This is a genomic window from Sphingomonas sp. 22176 (assembly GCF_052045505.1).
Lineage (GTDB): Bacteria > Pseudomonadota > Alphaproteobacteria > Sphingomonadales > Sphingomonadaceae > Sphingomonas.
In genome coordinates this window covers 817,748-833,026 of the sequence record NZ_JBQEPL010000001.1, presented here as the reverse complement: position 1 = coordinate 833,026, position 15,279 = coordinate 817,748, and the positions used below count along the sequence as shown (strand labels likewise).

13 protein-coding genes are annotated in these 15,279 nt (G+C 67.7%); 5 read left to right on the top strand and 8 right to left on the bottom strand.

Annotated elements, in window-relative coordinates; translation table 11 throughout:
* The first annotated feature begins 12 nt into the window (after positions 1 to 12).
* The 4 genes from ACTJKY_RS03900 to ACTJKY_RS03885 all read left to right on the top strand — a co-directional run bounded on the left by ACTJKY_RS03900 (position 13) and on the right by ACTJKY_RS03885 (position 2,420).
* A complete protein-coding gene (locus ACTJKY_RS03900; RefSeq protein ID WP_440844310.1) occupies positions 13 to 267 on the top strand; it encodes a DUF3572 domain-containing protein in 255 nt (84 codons plus the stop codon).
* On the top strand, positions 264 to 875 hold the full coding sequence (locus ACTJKY_RS03895; protein ID WP_440844308.1) for an HAD family hydrolase: 612 nt from the start codon (positions 264 to 266) through the stop codon (positions 873 to 875). Before ACTJKY_RS03900 ends, ACTJKY_RS03895 begins: the two co-directional genes overlap by 4 nt.
* A gap of 42 nt (positions 876 to 917) precedes the next feature.
* Complete coding sequence (locus tag ACTJKY_RS03890; protein WP_440844307.1) at positions 918 to 1,382, top strand: RidA family protein; 465 nt, start codon at positions 918 to 920, stop codon at positions 1,380 to 1,382.
* 246 nt (positions 1,383 to 1,628) lie between these two features.
* Positions 1,629 to 2,420, top strand: coding sequence for a TorF family putative porin (locus tag ACTJKY_RS03885; RefSeq protein ID WP_440844306.1), 792 nt, complete (start codon positions 1,629 to 1,631; stop codon positions 2,418 to 2,420).
* 199 nt (positions 2,421 to 2,619) lie between these two features.
* On the opposite strand, the gene ACTJKY_RS03880 is transcribed toward ACTJKY_RS03885, so the two are convergent.
* From ACTJKY_RS03880 to ACTJKY_RS03845, 8 genes are all read right to left on the bottom strand, one after another.
* Positions 2,620 to 3,033 (bottom strand): DUF3035 domain-containing protein, encoded by a 414-nt coding sequence (locus ACTJKY_RS03880; RefSeq protein ID WP_440844305.1) that lies wholly within the window; start codon positions 3,031 to 3,033, stop codon positions 2,620 to 2,622.
* On the bottom strand, positions 3,026 to 3,547 hold the full coding sequence (lspA, locus tag ACTJKY_RS03875) for a signal peptidase II (protein WP_440844304.1): 522 nt from the start codon (positions 3,545 to 3,547) through the stop codon (positions 3,026 to 3,028). Before lspA ends, ACTJKY_RS03880 begins: the two co-directional genes overlap by 8 nt.
* Positions 3,547 to 6,426: an isoleucine--tRNA ligase gene (gene ileS, locus ACTJKY_RS03870; protein WP_440844302.1), complete on the bottom strand. Its 2,880-nt coding sequence runs from the start codon at positions 6,424 to 6,426 to the stop codon at positions 3,547 to 3,549. Before ileS ends, lspA begins: the two co-directional genes overlap by 1 nt.
* 207 nt (positions 6,427 to 6,633) lie before the next feature.
* Entirely contained in the window at positions 6,634 to 7,401 is a 768-nt protein-coding gene (locus ACTJKY_RS03865; RefSeq protein WP_440844301.1) for a class I SAM-dependent methyltransferase, read from the bottom strand.
* 2 nt (positions 7,402 to 7,403) lie between these two features.
* The gene (gene prfB, locus ACTJKY_RS03860) at positions 7,404 to 8,531 is read right to left on the bottom strand and encodes a peptide chain release factor 2 (RefSeq protein WP_440844299.1); all 1,128 of its coding nucleotides are present in this window, start codon (positions 8,529 to 8,531) and stop codon (positions 7,404 to 7,406) included.
* 81 nt (positions 8,532 to 8,612) lie between these two features.
* Positions 8,613 to 11,114, bottom strand: a complete 2,502-nt coding sequence (locus ACTJKY_RS03855) for a penicillin-binding protein 1A (protein WP_440844298.1) — start codon at positions 11,112 to 11,114, stop codon at positions 8,613 to 8,615.
* 65 nt (positions 11,115 to 11,179) lie between these two features.
* The gene (locus tag ACTJKY_RS03850; RefSeq protein ID WP_440845216.1) at positions 11,180 to 12,073 is read right to left on the bottom strand and encodes an N-acetylmuramoyl-L-alanine amidase family protein; all 894 of its coding nucleotides are present in this window, start codon (positions 12,071 to 12,073) and stop codon (positions 11,180 to 11,182) included.
* A 227-nt stretch (positions 12,074 to 12,300) separates the two neighbouring features.
* On the bottom strand, positions 12,301 to 12,582 hold the full coding sequence (locus tag ACTJKY_RS03845) for a hypothetical protein (protein WP_183049287.1): 282 nt from the start codon (positions 12,580 to 12,582) through the stop codon (positions 12,301 to 12,303).
* Between ACTJKY_RS03845 and ACTJKY_RS03840 the strand changes: the two genes are divergently transcribed.
* Positions 12,575 to 15,235: an Rne/Rng family ribonuclease gene (locus ACTJKY_RS03840; protein ID WP_440844297.1), complete on the top strand. Its 2,661-nt coding sequence runs from the start codon at positions 12,575 to 12,577 to the stop codon at positions 15,233 to 15,235. The genes ACTJKY_RS03845 and ACTJKY_RS03840 overlap by 8 nt on opposite strands.
* Positions 15,236 to 15,279 lie beyond the last annotated feature (44 nt).

Sequence of the window (15,279 nt, the reverse complement as noted above, 5' to 3'; positions counted from 1 at the left end):
ATGGCAGGCGACGTGACAAATCCCGAAACGATGGCGCTGCAGGCACTCGTCTGGATTCTAAGTGATTCTGGCCGAGCCAGCCGCTTGCTCGACCTGACCGGACTCGATCCGGACACGCTGCGCGCCCGTGCCGGCGAGCCCGCGCTGCTCGCCGCGGCGATCGGCTTTCTCGAATCCTACGAGCCCGATCTGATCGCCTGTGCCGACGCGCTCGACCTTTCCCCCGCGGCGCTGGTCGATGCCCGCCGCCAGCTGGAATCCGCATGAAACCCCTGCTGATCACCGATTGCGACGAAGTCCTGCTGCACATGGTGCGGCATTTCGGCGAGTGGCTGGGCGACACCCATGACATCGACTTCGCGCTCAACGGCAGCGAGTTCGAAGGCGCGATGCGGCGCCGCGGCGACGGCAGCACGCTGGAGGGGCCGGAAATGTGGGCGCTGCTCGACGGTTTCTTCCCGGCCGAGATGGAGCGCCAGACGCTGGTGCCGCACGCTCGCGAGGCGCTGGCCCGAATCGCCGAGGTGGCCGACATCGTCGTGCTCACCAATCTGCAGGATCATTGCCGCGACCACCGCATCACCCAGCTGGCGGATCACGGCATCGTCCACCGGGTGGAATGCAACCAGGGCGGCAAGGGCGCGCCCGTCGCGCGGCTGGTGGCGGAGCATGGTGCCTCGGTGGCGGTGTTCGTCGACGATCTCGCCACGCACCACGAATCGGTCGCCAAGCACGCGCCCGACGTGTTCCGTCTGCACATGGTCGCCGAGCCGAGCCTGGCGCCCAAGGTGCCCCCTGCCCCGCACGCCCATGCCCGGATCGACGACTGGCGCGAGGCGCAGGACTGGATCCTGGAGCGCTTCGCCCAGGCCTGAGCAGGCCTTGACCCTGCCCGCGCCCGGTGGTTGGGTCGCACCATGACCACTGTGATCGATCGCAAGCTCGCCGAGCTTGGCCTCGCCCTTCCCGAGGCCGCCGCTCCCGTCGCCGCCTATGTGCCGGTCGTCGAAGCCGGCGGGCTGCTCCACGTCTCGGGCCAGCTGCCGTTCAAGGACGGCGCGCTGATGACCGGCCGTCTCGGCGAAGACCGCGACATCGCCTTCGGCACCGAAGCGGCGCAGCGCTGCGGACTGATGCTCGTCGCGCAGATCAAGAAGGCGCTCGACGGCGACCTGTCGCGGGTCAAGCGCGTGGTGAAGCTGGGCGTGTTCGTGAACTCCACCGCAGATTTCACCGACCAGCCCAAGGTCGCCAATGGTGCGTCGGAGCTGATGCAGGCGCTGTTCGGCGAAGCCGGCCGCCATGCCCGCAGCGCGGTGGGCGTCGCTGCCCTGCCGCTGGGTGCCGCCGTTGAAGTCGACGCGATCTTCGAACTGGCCTGAATTCTCGAACGAATTCCCGCACGCTTCCTCCGGCCGGAATGGCGCGGAGGAAGCGTGCGCCTGTGGCCCACTAGCAACAGTTCGCAACAAAGTCTGGTGGGGGTGTTTTAACACTATTGTGGGAGATGGCCCGGATCGGGCAATCTTTTGTTGCAGATCGGAAGTCGCCGGGACGTAGATCCCAGAACAATGCGATGCCGATCGCAGCAGGTGAGGAACCCTTTAGTTTCCAATGAAAGGGATTCCATGCGCTTCTCCTCGATCAGCCTCGGCGCGCTGCTGCTCGCCACGACCGCGCCCGCGTTCGCGCAGGAAACGGCCCCGGCTCCGGCGATGACGCTGAACGGCACCGCCACGGTGATCAGCGACTACAAGTTCCGCGGCATCTCGCAGACCGACGGGAATTTCGCCGTCCAGGGCGGCCTGACGGTCAGCCATGCCTCGGGCTTCTACGTCTCCGCTTGGGGCTCCTCGATCGACGACTACGTGACGACGCACGGCTCGGCGCACCAGGAACTCGATCTGATCGCGGGCTACAAGCACAGCTTCAAGGGCGGCGTGACGCTCGACGTCGGCGCGCTCTACTATGTCTATCCGGGCACCCGCCCGGGCTTTCCCGGCGACAAGAGCTCGTCGGACTTCATCGAGCCCTATGCCTCGGTCACCTACGCGATCGGCCCGATTTCGGCCAAGGCGACGGTAAACTATGCGCCGAAGCAGAAGGCGCTGTCGCTCGACCAGGGCCAGAGCGGCACGCTGAAGAACAACGACAATGTCTATCTGGCGGGTGACGTCTCCGCGGCGATCCCGAAGACGCCGCTCAGCCTCACCGGGCATCTGGGCCACACCTTCGGCCCCAGCTGGCTGGTTCCGATCCAGCGCAAGGAATATACCGACTGGGCGGTGGGCGGCGCCTATACCTGGAAGAACCTGACGCTCGGCGTGTCCTATGTCGGCACCGACGTGAAGTTCATCACCCCGAGCGGCAAGGACGCGGCCAAGGGCAGCGTGCTGGGGTCGATCGGCGTAAGCTTCTGATCCACCGCTTCGGCGAACCGGGGGGCGCGGGAGCGGCGGGGGCCGCTCCCAATTGCCGGTACACTCCCTGAACCTCCCTCGCGCCCCTGCCGCAAGCGGGATGGGAACGCAGGTCGCAAGAGTGCGCATTCGCCAAAACGAAAAGCGCCGGCCCGCACGATGCGGACCGGCGCTTTTTGCTGTGCCCGGAGGCGCGGGGTTACTGCGGCGTCTTGACGCTCGCATCCTTGTTATCGCCCTGGGGCGACTTGAGGATGTCCTGGGTCGTGGTGCCCTTGTCGACGACGGTGGTCGTCGGGCTGCCGGCATTGCTGCGCACGCCCGCGTCGGCGGTGGCGGCACCGGCCTGGTCGAGCGTCGCGGTCTCCGCCGGGCTGCGCGCCGCGGTGCCACCGAACAGCGCTTCCAGCGCCTGGTCGGACGGATTGGTATCCTGCGGGCGCGCCGCACCCGGCTGCGGCGGACGCAGCGAGAAATCGGGCGGGATTACCAGCGGTGCCTGGCGGGCCACCGCGAACTCGTCCGGACGCGCCCGATCATACCCCTTCTTGCCGCACGCCGAGAGCGAGGCCACCAGGGCGACGCCGGTCGCGACGAGGATCAACTTACGCATTGAATTTCTTCTCCACAGGGGCAGGCGACTTGGGGTTCTTGTCGCGAACGAGCAGGGCACGAAGCAGCAGGATCACCACGCCGATGGTAATCGCGGCATCGGCCACGTTGAAGACCAAAAAGGGGCGCACCCCGCCGAAATGCAGATCGGCGAAATCGACGACATAGCCGAGGCGGCTGCGATCGAGGATGTTGCCGCACGCCCCGCCCAGCACCAGGCCGAGCGCGACGACATCGCCGGTCTTCTTCTCGCGCAGCATCCACACGCAGACGCCGATCGCGATGCACGCGGTCATCAGCACCAGCAGCCAGCGCATCGTCGGGCTGTTGGCCGAGAGCAGGCCCAGCGACACGCCGATATTCTTGACGAAGCGCAGGTCGAAGATCGGCAGAAGCGTCATCGAATCATTCTGCACCACCAGCCCGAGCGGGCCGGTGACGATGTACTTGGTGAGCTGGTCGAGCACGAACACGGCCAGCGCCGCGGCGAAGCCATAGAGGCGAACCTGCTTCATCACGACACCACCTCTGCGCAACGGTCGCACAATGCCCCATCCTGCGTCACTTCGGGAAGATGGCGCCAGCACCGGCCGCATTTGTGGCGATCGGTGGGCGTCACCGTGACATCGACGACTTCAGCGGTACCATCTGCCGTCCACGCGGTAACGTCCGCAGTCGCCGTGATGCAGACTTCTGCAAAGTCGATACCAGCGACGCTGTCGACTGCCGCGGCGTCCTTGGTGCGAACCGACACCTCCGCTTCGAGGCTGGAGCGAACCACCTTCTCGCGCCGAAGCGGCTCGATCTTCATCGTCACAGTCGCGCGAAGGTCGCGGAGATACCGCCACTTACGATCCAGCTTTTCATTGAGATAGCTGGCACTGATCTCCGGCCATTCCAGCTCGTGGACCGATCCGTCCTCGCTGGGGAAGCGGGCCTGCCACACTTCCTCGGCGGTGAAGGCGAGGATCGGCGCGGCGTAGCGGACCAACGCGTGGAACAGCACGTCCAGCACGGTGCGATAGGCGCGGCGCTTGGGATCGCTCTCCGCGTCGCAATAGAGGCAATCCTTGCGGATATCGAAGAAGAAGGCCGAGAGGTCCTCGTTCATGAAATCGCCGAGCGCGCGCGCATAGCGATTGAACTCGAACGCCTCCGCCGCCGACCGCAGCTCCGCATCGAGCGCCGCCAGCTTGTGGAGCACATAGCGCTCCAGCTCGGGCATTTCGGCCACGGCCACCTTCTCGGCCTCGCCGAACCCATCGAGCGCACCGAGCAGATAGCGGAAGGTGTTGCGGATCTTGCGATACGCGTCGCCGGTGCCGGCCAGCACTTCCTTGCCGATGCGGACGTCGTCGAAATAGTCGGTCTGCGCGACCCAGAGGCGCAGGATGTCCGCGCCGCTCTCGCCGATGATTTTCAGGGGATCGACGACGTTGCCGAGCGACTTGGACATCTTCTTGCCCTGGCCGTCGAGCGCGAAGCCGTGGGTGAGCACCGCGTCATAGGGCGCCCGGCCACGGGTGCCCGAGGATTCGAGCAGCGACGACTGGAACCAGCCGCGATGCTGGTCCGAACCTTCGAGATAGAGGTTGGCGCGCACGCCCTCGCCGTAGCGCGCCTCGATCACGAAGCTGTGGGTCGAGCCGCTGTCGAACCACACGTCGAGAATGTCGGTGACGACCTCATAGTCTGCGGCCGCATAGTCGGGGCCGAGCAGCGCCTGGTGGTCGGCCTGGAACCAGGCATCGGCCCCGCCGGCGCGGAAGGCATCGAGGATGCGCGCGTTGACCGCCGGATCACGAAGATAATCGCCGGTGGCGCGGTTCACATAGAGCGCGATCGGCACGCCCCAGGCGCGCTGGCGGCTGATCACCCAGTCCGGGCGGCCCTCCACCATCGCGCGGATGCGGTTGATCGAGCGCTCGGGCACCCAGCGGGTGTGCTCGATCGCATCGAGCGCGACTTCGCGGAGCGTGGGGGCGTTGCTGTCCGAAGCACCCGCGCCCGGTGCAGGCGTGGGCTTGTCCATCGGGATGAACCACTGCGGGGTCGCGCGGAAGATGATCTTCGCCTTGCTCCGCCAGCTGTGCGGATAGCTGTGCTGGAAGTCGTCCGAGGCGGCGAGCAGCGCGCCGGCAGCGCGCAGGTCCGAGCAGATCGGGCCTTCGGCGCTGACGAACTTCTTGTTGATCACCGATCCCTGGCCGCCGAGCCACAGCCAGTCGGTGCGATACATCCCCGCCCCATCGACCGCGAACACCGGATCGATGCCGTGCGCCTTGCACAGCAGGAAGTCGTCCTCGCCATGATCCGGCGCCATGTGGACGAGGCCGGTACCCGCATCGGTGGTGACGAAGTCGCCGGGCAGGAACGGCCGCGGCTTGGCGAAGAACCCGCCGAGCGCGTGCATCGGGTGGCGGGCAACGGCGCCTTCCAGCTTCGAACCCTGGATGGAGGCGAGCGCGGTCACCGTGCCCGGCGTGTCGCCGATCCTGACGACCACCGGGTGCCCGATCCGGGCGCCAAAGCTGTCCAGCAGGTCCTTGGCGATCAGCAGCGTATTGGCTCCGCCCGCCATCTCATCGAAGCGGACGAGGAGATATTCCACGTCCGGCCCATACGCCAACGCCTGGTTCACCGGGATCGTCCACGGCGTGGTCGTCCAGATCACCGCATGCGCGCCGACCAGCTCGGGGGCGTTCGGGGCCTCGGTGATCTCGAACGCCACGTCGATCTGCGTCGAGGTGATGTCCTCATATTCGACCTCGGCCTCGGCCAGCGCGGTCTTCTCCACCGGCGACCACATCACCGGCTTGGCGCCGCGATAGAGCTGGCCGCTCTCGGAGAACTTGAGCAGCTCTGCCGCGATCCGCGCCTCGGCGTCGAACTTCATGGTCAGATAGGGATCGTCCCAGTCGCCCAGGATGCCGAGCCGCTCGAACTGGCCGCGCTGCACCGCCACCCATTTTTCCGCATAGGCGCGGCATTCGGCGCGGAAGGCGACGGGGTCGACTTCGTCCTTGTTGAGCTTCTTGGCGCGATAGGCTTCCTCGACCTTCCACTCGATCGGCAGGCCGTGGCAGTCCCAGCCGGGGACATAGGGCGCGTCCTTGCCCATCAGGCTCTGGCTGCGGACGACGATGTCCTTCAGGATCTTGTTGAGCGCATGGCCCATATGGATGTCGCCATTGGCGTAGGGCGGGCCGTCGTGCAGCAGGAAGCGCTCGCGCCCCGCGCGGGCCTCGCGCAGCTTCTGGTAGAGATTAATTCGCGCCCAGCGCTCGAGGATGGCCGGCTCCTTGGCAGCAAGGCCGGCCTTCATCGGGAAATCGGTCTTCGGCAGGAAGACGGTGTCGCGCCAGTCGCGCTGGGTTTCGGTTGCTTCAGTCATGGGTCGCGCGGGATTAGCCGGTGTGCGCGGGGAAGTCATCCCTTCTCCGCTCGCGCGTTTTCGCAAGTGTATCCTCCCCGCCAGGGGGGGCGGCAGGCGCAGCCTGACGGAGGGGGCGGATGCCAGAACCTCTCGGCCGCCGTGCTTCCTCCCCCCCCGAGCCGCTGCGCGGCCCACCTCCCCCTGGCGGGGCAGGAAACGGCTATTCTATTCGTGCGCGCCGTTGGGCTTGGGCGTCACCGCCTTGGCGTGCGCGCCGGACTTGCAGGCGCGGATCGTCTCCGGTTCGGGCCTTTCTCCGCGCGCCTCGAACACTGCCATGTAGCCGCCGGCCGAAGGCATCGGCAGCATCGAGACCTGCGCATAGCCCACCGCCGCAAACTCGCATTTGAGCAACGCGGGCGGCGTGCCGTGATTCTCGGTGGCGCGATCGGCGTCGACCACGATCACCTGCCCCCCCGGCGCCAGCGACGGCCGCAGCCGCCACAGGAATTCGTAGGGCGATTCGATCTCGTGGTACATGTGGACCATCAGCACGCGGTCGAAGCTGTTCTCGGGCAGCCGCGGATCGGCGGGCAGGCCCAGCCGCACACTGACATTGTCGAGCTTCTCGCGCACCACGCGGGTGGCGAGCGCGCTGATGTAATCGGGGACGATGTCCTCGGCGACCACCCGCCCCTTGGCGCCGACGCGCTGGCCGAGGCGGATCGTGTAATAGCCCTCGCCCGCGCCGATATCGGCAACGGTCATGCCGGGCTTGATGCCGGCCAGGTCCATCACCTTGCCCGCCTCGTTCAGGCGGTCGCGCTCTTCCTCGCTCGACCAGCGGGAGGAGACGATCGTCGCCACCGGCCGGTCCGCCGCGGGGAAACCCGAGTTCGCCGGATCATGACTCTCGTTGCGCAGCCCCCGCGGACTGCCGTCGCACGCCGCCAGCAGCAGCGTCACGCCGAGCAGCAGGGGCCGCGCGCGCAAGCTCAATCGACATCCTCCACCGCGACAGCCTCGCCCGTCACGCGCTGTGCTAGCGCGGCAGCCATGAAGCTGTCGAGATCGCCGTCGAGCACGTCGCTCGGCGCGGTCGAGGTCACGCCGGTGCGCAGGTCCTTCACCAGCTGATAGGGCTGGAGGACGTAGGAGCGGATCTGGTGGCCCCAGCCGATATCGGTCTTGGTCGCGTTCTGCGCGTCGGCCACGGCTTCGCGCTCGGCCAGTTCGCGCTCGTAGAGGCGGGCGCGGAGCTGGTTGAACGCCTCGGCACGGTTCTTGTGCTGCGAACGCTGGTTCTGGCACTGCACGACGATGCCCGTCGGCAAGTGGGTGATGCGCACCGCCGAGTCGGTGGTGTTGATGTGCTGGCCGCCCGCGCCCGAGGCGCGATAGGTGTCGATGCGCAGCTCGCTCTCGTTGATCTCGATGTCGATATTGTCGTCGATCACGGGATAGACCCAGACCGAGGCGAAGCTGGTCTGGCGGCGCGCATTCGAATCGAACGGGCTGATGCGGACCAGCCGGTGCACGCCGCTCTCGGTCTTGGCATAGCCGTACGCATTCTCGCCCTTGAACAGCAGGGTCGCGGACTTGATGCCCGCCTGTTCGCCGGCGTGGTAATCGACCAGCTCGACCTTGTAGCCGTGGCGCTCGGCCCAGCGCGTGTACATGCGCTGGAGCATTTCGGCCCAGTCGTTCGATTCGGTGCCGCCGGCGCCAGCGTTGATCTCGACATAGGTGTCGTTGGGATCTGCCTCGCCCGAAAGCAGCGCCTTGACCTTGTCGGCGTCGGAACGCTCGGCGAGCTGGCGCAGGCTCTCGGTGCCGTCGACCGCCATTTCCTCGTCGCCCTCGGCCTCGGCCATCTCGATCAGCTCGACGGTGTCGCTCAGCTCGCTCTCGATCGCGCGGGTGGCGCTGATCGATTCGTCGAGGCGGCGACGCTCGCGCATCACGTCCTGCGCCTTCTTGGCGTCGTTCCACAGCGTCGGATCCTCGACGCGCGCGTTCAGCTCGTCGAGGCGGCGCAGCGCGCGATCCCAGTCGAGCGAGCGGCGCAGCAGCGCCAGCGCGCCGTTGATCTTGTCGACATATGCCTGCGCTTCAGCGCGCATGTTCCAAACCTTCCGAAGTATCCGCCGGCCGCACCACAGACGATGCGGCGATCTCAAGCCATATAGGGTGTGGCGGCCTCGCTAGTAGATTCCGCCCTGTTGTTGCAAGAAGTCGCTATCGCCCTGACGATCCGCCTTGCGCTGGACCGGGGCCGCCGCGGCGGGTGCCGCTTCGACATTGGCGGTGCGGCGGGTGCGGCGCGGATCGCTGTCCGGACGGAACGCCTCCCAGATGATCGAGGAGAGCGGATCGTCGGTCGGCCAGCCATATTGGACCGGGCGGCCGCTGGCGCGATCGATGCGGACCATGCGGATGCCCGGCGGCGCGACGAAGGGCAGCGGATCCAGCCCTTCATAGGCGGGCACCGCGAATTCCTTGAAGATCGGCGCGGCGATTGAGCCGCCCTGGGCGTAGCCGCCAAGGTTCGTCGGCGTGTCGTAGCCGAGATAAAGCCCGCCGATCATCTGCGGGGTGCCGCCGACGAACCACACGTCGGTCGGGCCCGTCGTGGTGCCGGTCTTGCCCATCATCGGCCGGCCCAGGTCACGCAGCACCGTCGCGGTACCGCGCTGGACCACGCCCTCGGTGATGTGGACCATCTGGTACGCGACCATCGGATCGATCACCTGGCGGGCGCGGACGATCGGGCGCGGCATCGCCTTGCCGTCCCAGTCGCGCGCGTTGCACCCCGAACAGGCGCGCCAGCCGGCCGGGAAGATCACCTTGCCGCGGCGATCCTGGACGAAGTCGATCAGCGTGGGATTGAGCGCGCGGCCCTGGTTCACCAGGATCGAATAGGCGTTGACCATGCGCAGCACCGTCGTCTCGCCCGCGCCCAGCGCATAGGAGAGGTACGGCGGCAGCCGGTTCTTGGAGACGCCCAGCCGCTGGATCGTGTCGACCACCTTGTCCATGCCGGTGGCGTTGGCGATCTGCACCGTCATCAGGTTGCGCGACTGCTCGATGCCCCAGCGCAGCGTGTGCGGGCCGGCACCCCGGGCATTGCCGAAGTTGCGGAAGCACTTCTGGCCGAGCCCCGCACCCTGCCACACGCAGAACGGGCCATCGACGACGATCGAGGCCGGGGTCATCCCGTTTTCGAGCGCGGCGGCATAGACGATCGGCTTGATCGTCGAACCCGGCTGGCGGGTCGCCTGGGTGGCGCGGTTGAATGCCTGGAGGCGGGCGTCGAACCCGCCCTGCATCGCCAGGATGCGCCCGGTCGAGGGATCCTCGACGACCATGCCGCCCGATACCTTGGGCACGCTGCGCAGGCTCCAGTTGCCGCCCTCGGGGGCCACGGCAAGGATGTCGCCGACCTTGATCGCATCGAAGGCATGGCCGCCCTTGCCGCGGATCGGCATCTGCGCGGCGCTCTCCGGCAGCGTGCCGGTGTCGCCATCGTCGAAGCCGAGCTGGGCGCTGCGCGAATCGCGTGCGATCACCACGGCGGCGCGCCAATTATCGTAATCGACGCCGATATTCTTGGAGACGAAGGCCGAATACCAGCCATCGCCTTCGAACTGCACCTTGCCGAGCGGCCCCGACCAGCCGCGCCCACGATCGTAGCGCAGCAGGCCGTCGCGCAGCGCGCGCTGGGCATAGGCCTGGAGCCTGGGATCGAGCGAGCTGCGGATCCACAGGCCGCCGTCATAGACGCTGTACGGCCCGTCCTCGCGCTTCTCACCGAACTGGCGGGCGAGCTGGCGGCGGACCTCTTCGACGAAATAGCCCCCTACCCGCTCGAAACGCGGCGTCTGGCGCGGCACGGTGCCGAGCGGCGAGGCGACCGCCTGGTCATGCTGCGCCTGGTTGATGAAGCCGTTGCGCAGCATTTCGCCGAGCACCCAGTTGCGGCGATCGAGCGCGCGCTGGGTATTGCGATCGGGATCGTAATTGGCCGGCCCCTTGGGCAGGATCGCCAGATAGGCCATCTGGGCAAGGCTCAACTTGTCGAGCGGCTTGCCGAAATAGGCCTCACTCGCCGCCGCCACGCCACCCGAATTGCGCCCCAGCTCGATGGCGTTGAGGTACAATTCCATGATCTGCGGCTTGGACAGCGTGTCCTCGATCCGCCAGGCGATGATCGCTTCCTTGAGCTTGCGGGTATAGCTCGCCTCGTTGCCCACCGCGAGATTCTTGGCGACCTGCTGGGTGATGGTGGAGGTACCGCGCGGGGTCTTGCCGCGGAGGATGCCCTCGCCCGCCGCGCGCACCAGACCGGGGAAATCGAGCCCGTGGTGCGAGAAGAAGGTGCGGTCTTCCGCTGCCATGAAGGCGCGGACCAGCAGCGGCGGGAACTCGCCATAGCTCAGCTGCACACGCCGCATCTGGGCATAGGCATGGATCGGCGCGCCGTCGGCGGAGCGGACATAGCTCGGCAGCTGCGGCTCGTAGCTGCGCAGCTTGTTGACCGAGGGCAGATCGCGCGCGACGAGCAGCCAGACGGCGAACACCAGCAGCCCGGCGAGCAGCGCCAGGATCGCGAGCGTGCGGAACCACCAGCGCCGCCGCAGCCGCGCCCAGCGGCCGGGCGTGCGTTCGATGGGCTGGGGAATTGGGGGAGTGTCGCCGTCGGCCATGCGGCGCGCGGTGTAGCACCTTTTCGGGCGGAAGAAAGGGAGCCGCGCCCGGTGCTTGTCCCAGGTCAGCGGGTGGCGAGGTAGATTTCGGTCGCCCGGCGCACCGCTGCGGCGAGCCGTGCGCGCGCCTCGGGCGAGCCGAGCGCCTGCGCATCCTCGGCATTGGAGACATAGCCGAGCTCGAACAGCACCGAGGGCATGTCAGGCGCCTTGAGCACCATCAGCGCCGCCATTCGCCGCGGCCGCGCATGCAGCCGCATCGCGGGTGCGACTTCGCGGGCGAGCAGATCGGCATAGCGCGCGGACACCCCCATGGTGCGGCGCTGGGCGAGATCGATCAGCAGCGAAGCGATATCGGCGCGCTCGCTCCCCAGATCGACGCCGGCGAGCAGATCAGCGCGATTCTCGCGCGCCGCCATCCGCGCGGCTTCCTTGTCCGAGGCGACTTCGGACAGGGTGTAGAGCGTGCCGCCCGAGGCCAGCGGGTCCGCCGCGCTGTCGCAGTGGAGCGACAGGAACAGCGCCGCGCCCAGCCGGCGGCCGATATCGGTGCGCTGCTGCAGCGGCACGAACGAATCATCGTCGCGCGTCATCGCCACGCGGACGCGGCCCGAGGCGAGCAGCGCGTCGCGGATCGCGCGGGCGGCTGCCAGCGTCAGTGCCTTTTCGGTGATGCCGTCGACACCCGGCGCGCCGGGATCGCGCCCGCCATGGCCGGGATCGAGCACCACCAGCGGCAGCCCGGGCGGCCCCTGTACCGGCGGCAGCGGCGCGCCCCTGGCCGCCACCGGCTCGGGCATGGCGAGGCTGACGCTATAAGCCTCCGATCGCCAAGCAAAACGCGGCCCGGCGTCGCCTTTCAGGGGTACGACCACCGCGCCCTCCTCGACCCGCACCTGCTCGGCCAGCCCGATCCAGCCGGGCAGACCGGTCAGCCAGCCGGCGATCAGGAACAGCATCCAGGACACGGGGTCGCTATGCCGCGCCCGCCCGCGGCCGGTCCAGCCTCCAAATTGATGCGGAGGACTTGGTTAACCGGATGCGAAGAACCATTTGCTACGGCCAGGGATCGAAATCCTCCCAAATGCTTTGTGGCGCTCGGGGGACCCAAATCTTCCAAAGCCGAGCCGGTTGCCGCAACGACATAGCGGTGCTAGGCAGGATATGCTTCCGGCACTGCGCCGGATCAGGCACGCGACGCTTCTTTGTCGCGACAGTTCAGGTTGACGTTCGCATGAGGCAATTTCCCCACCGTCCGCATCGCCAGGCCTTCGCGGCCGGCAGCGTGGCGATGGTGGAGCAAGGGGACCGCTGGTCCGCTCGTGCCCGTGCAGCAACAGCAGTTTTTGAAACCCGCGCTACCCGGATCGGCCTCGCCGATCGTCTGGGGCGCTTCTTGTATCGCGCGCTCGCGCCCCATTCCCTCGAGGAACTGTGCCGGCGCGCCCGGAGAATCATCAATGACCATGCGTATGCTGATCGACGCACGCCACCGGGAAGAAACCCGCGTGGCCGTCGTCAAAGGGAATCGAATCGAGGAATTTGACTTCGAGTCCGCTGAGCGCAAGCAGCTCAAGGGCAATATCTATCTCGCGAAGGTGACCCGGGTCGAGCCGTCGCTGCAGGCGGCCTTCGTGGATTACGGCGGCAACCGCCACGGCTTCCTCGCCTTCTCGGAAATCCATCCCGACTATTACCAGATCCCCAAGGAAGATCGCGAAGCCCTGCTCCGCGAAGAGGCCGAGCATGCCGCGCAGGAAGCCGCGCTGCGCGAAGCCGATGGGGACGACGACGACGATCATCACGATCACGACCATGATCACGACGACCATGAAGACGGCGTCGAGATGGTCGAGCGCGCGCATGACGACGAGGAAGCCTCGGAAGGCGAGGACGCGCCGCAGGGCGGCCGTCGCCGTCGCGGTCGTGGCGGCAATGGCGACGAGGCCGAGGCGCTGCGCCAGCGCCGCATGAATCTGCGTCGCCGCTACAAGATCCAGGACGTGATCCGCCGCCGCCAGGTGCTGCTGGTCCAGGTCGTCAAGGAAGAGCGCGGCAACAAGGGTGCGGCGCTGACCACCTATCTCAGCCTCGCGGGCCGCTACTGCGTGCTGATGCCGAACACCGCCCATGGCGGCGGCATCTCGCGCAAGATCAACTCGGCCGCCGATCGCAAGCGCCTCAAGGGCATCATGGCGGACCTCAAGCTGCCCGCCTCGATGGGTTGCATCGTCCGCACCGCCGGTCTCCAGCGCACCAAGACCGAAATCAAGCGCGACTTCGACTATCTCGCCCGGCTGTGGGACGAGATTCGCGAGAAGACGCTGACCTCCTCCGCGCCCGCGCTCGTCTATGGCGACAGCGACCTGATGAAGCGGGCCATCCGAGACATCTACAATCGCGACATCGACGAGGTGATCGTCGAGGGCGAGGAAGGCTATCGCCAGGCCAAGGACTTCATGAAGCTCCTGATGCCGAGCCATGCCCGCAAGGTGCGGCAATATGCCGATGCGGTGCCGCTGTTCCAGCGCGCCGGGGTCGAGGAGCAGCTGTCGGCGATGTACCACCCGGTGGTGCAGCTGAAGTCCGGCGGCTATCTGGTGATCAACCCGACCGAAGCCTTGGTCTCGATCGACATCAACTCGGGCCGCTCGACGCGCGAGCACAATATCGAGCAGACCGCGACCGCGACCAACCTCGAAGCCGCCCAGGAAATCGCGCGCCAGCTCCGACTGCGCGACATGGCGGGCCTGGTCGTGATCGACTTCATCGACATGGATCATTCGTCCAACGTCCGTAAGGTCGAGAAGGCGATGAAGGAGGCGCTGAAGAACGATCGCGCCCGCATCCAGGTCGGCCGCATCTCGCCCTTCGGCCTGATGGAAATGAGCCGCCAGCGCCTGCGCACCGGCGTGCTCGAAGCCTCCACCCGCACCTGCCCGCATTGCGAAGGCACCGGCCTGGTCCGTACGGCCTCGTCGGCGGGCCTGTCCGCGCTGCGCATGATCGAGGACGAGGCCGCCCGCGGCCGCGGCTCGCAGATCCTGCTGCGCGCCAGCCAGGAAGCAGCCTTCTACGTGCTCAACAAGAAGCGCGGCGAACTGGCCGAGATCGAGGATCGCTACGGCGTGCTGGTCGAGGTCGAAGCGGACGGCGAGCTGGAAGGCGCGCGCATGACGGTGGAGGCTTCGGGCCCACCGCCGGCCTATGCGCCCAAGATCGAGCCGCTGCTCGAGGAGCCGGAAGAAGATTTCGTCGAGGAGATCGAGGAAGAGGAAGAAGAGCTCGAAGCCGAGGCGGAAGCCGAAGCTGCCGAGCCGCGTGAGCGAGCCGAACGCCCGGAACGCGGCGAGCGAGATGGCGACGGCCGCGGCAAGCGCCGCCGGCGTCGTCGTGGTCGCGGCCGTCGTGGTCGCGAGGACGGCGAAGGCCAGGACGAGCAGGCCGAGACCGAAGGCGCCGAGGACGGCTCGGACGTCGATGCCGAGGAGGCCGAGCCGGCCGAAGTCGAGGCAGTGGCCGAGACCGAAACCGAGGAAACCGCAGCCCAGCGCGAGGAAGGCGAGCGTAACCGCAAGCGTCGTCGTCGCGGCCGTCGCGGCGGTCGTCGCGGTGCCGGTGAAGAGGGTGCCGAACAGGCAGCCGACGACGCCGACGAAGCGGCAGAAGCCGAAGCGCCCGTCGCCGCAGCCGAGCCGGTCGCCGAAGCAGCGCCTGCCCCTGTAGCGGTAGAGGCAGAGGCGGAAGCTCCGGCCAAGCCGAAGCGCACCCGCCGCAAGAAGGCCGATGCCGAAGCGGAAGCCGCACCGGCCGCCGTCGAGGCGCCCGCGGAGGAAGCGCCGGCCAAGCCGAAGCGTACCCGTCGCAAGAAGGCCGACGTCGAGGCGGAAGCCGCGCCGGCTGCCGTCGAGGCGCCCGCCGAGGAGGCACCCGCCAAGCCCAAGCGCACCCGCCGCAAGAAGGCGGACGTCGCAGCCGAAGCGGCCCCCGAGGCACCCGCCGTCGAGGCACCGGTTGCGCCGGACGTGACTCCGGCCGCCGACGAACCGGCCACCGAGGAAGCCTCGACCGAAGACGGCCAGCCCCGCCGCGGCTGGTGGCAGCGGACCTTCGGCGCCTGAGGAAAATCCCCGGCGCGGCCAGCCCGGTCGCGCCGGGGTTTTCA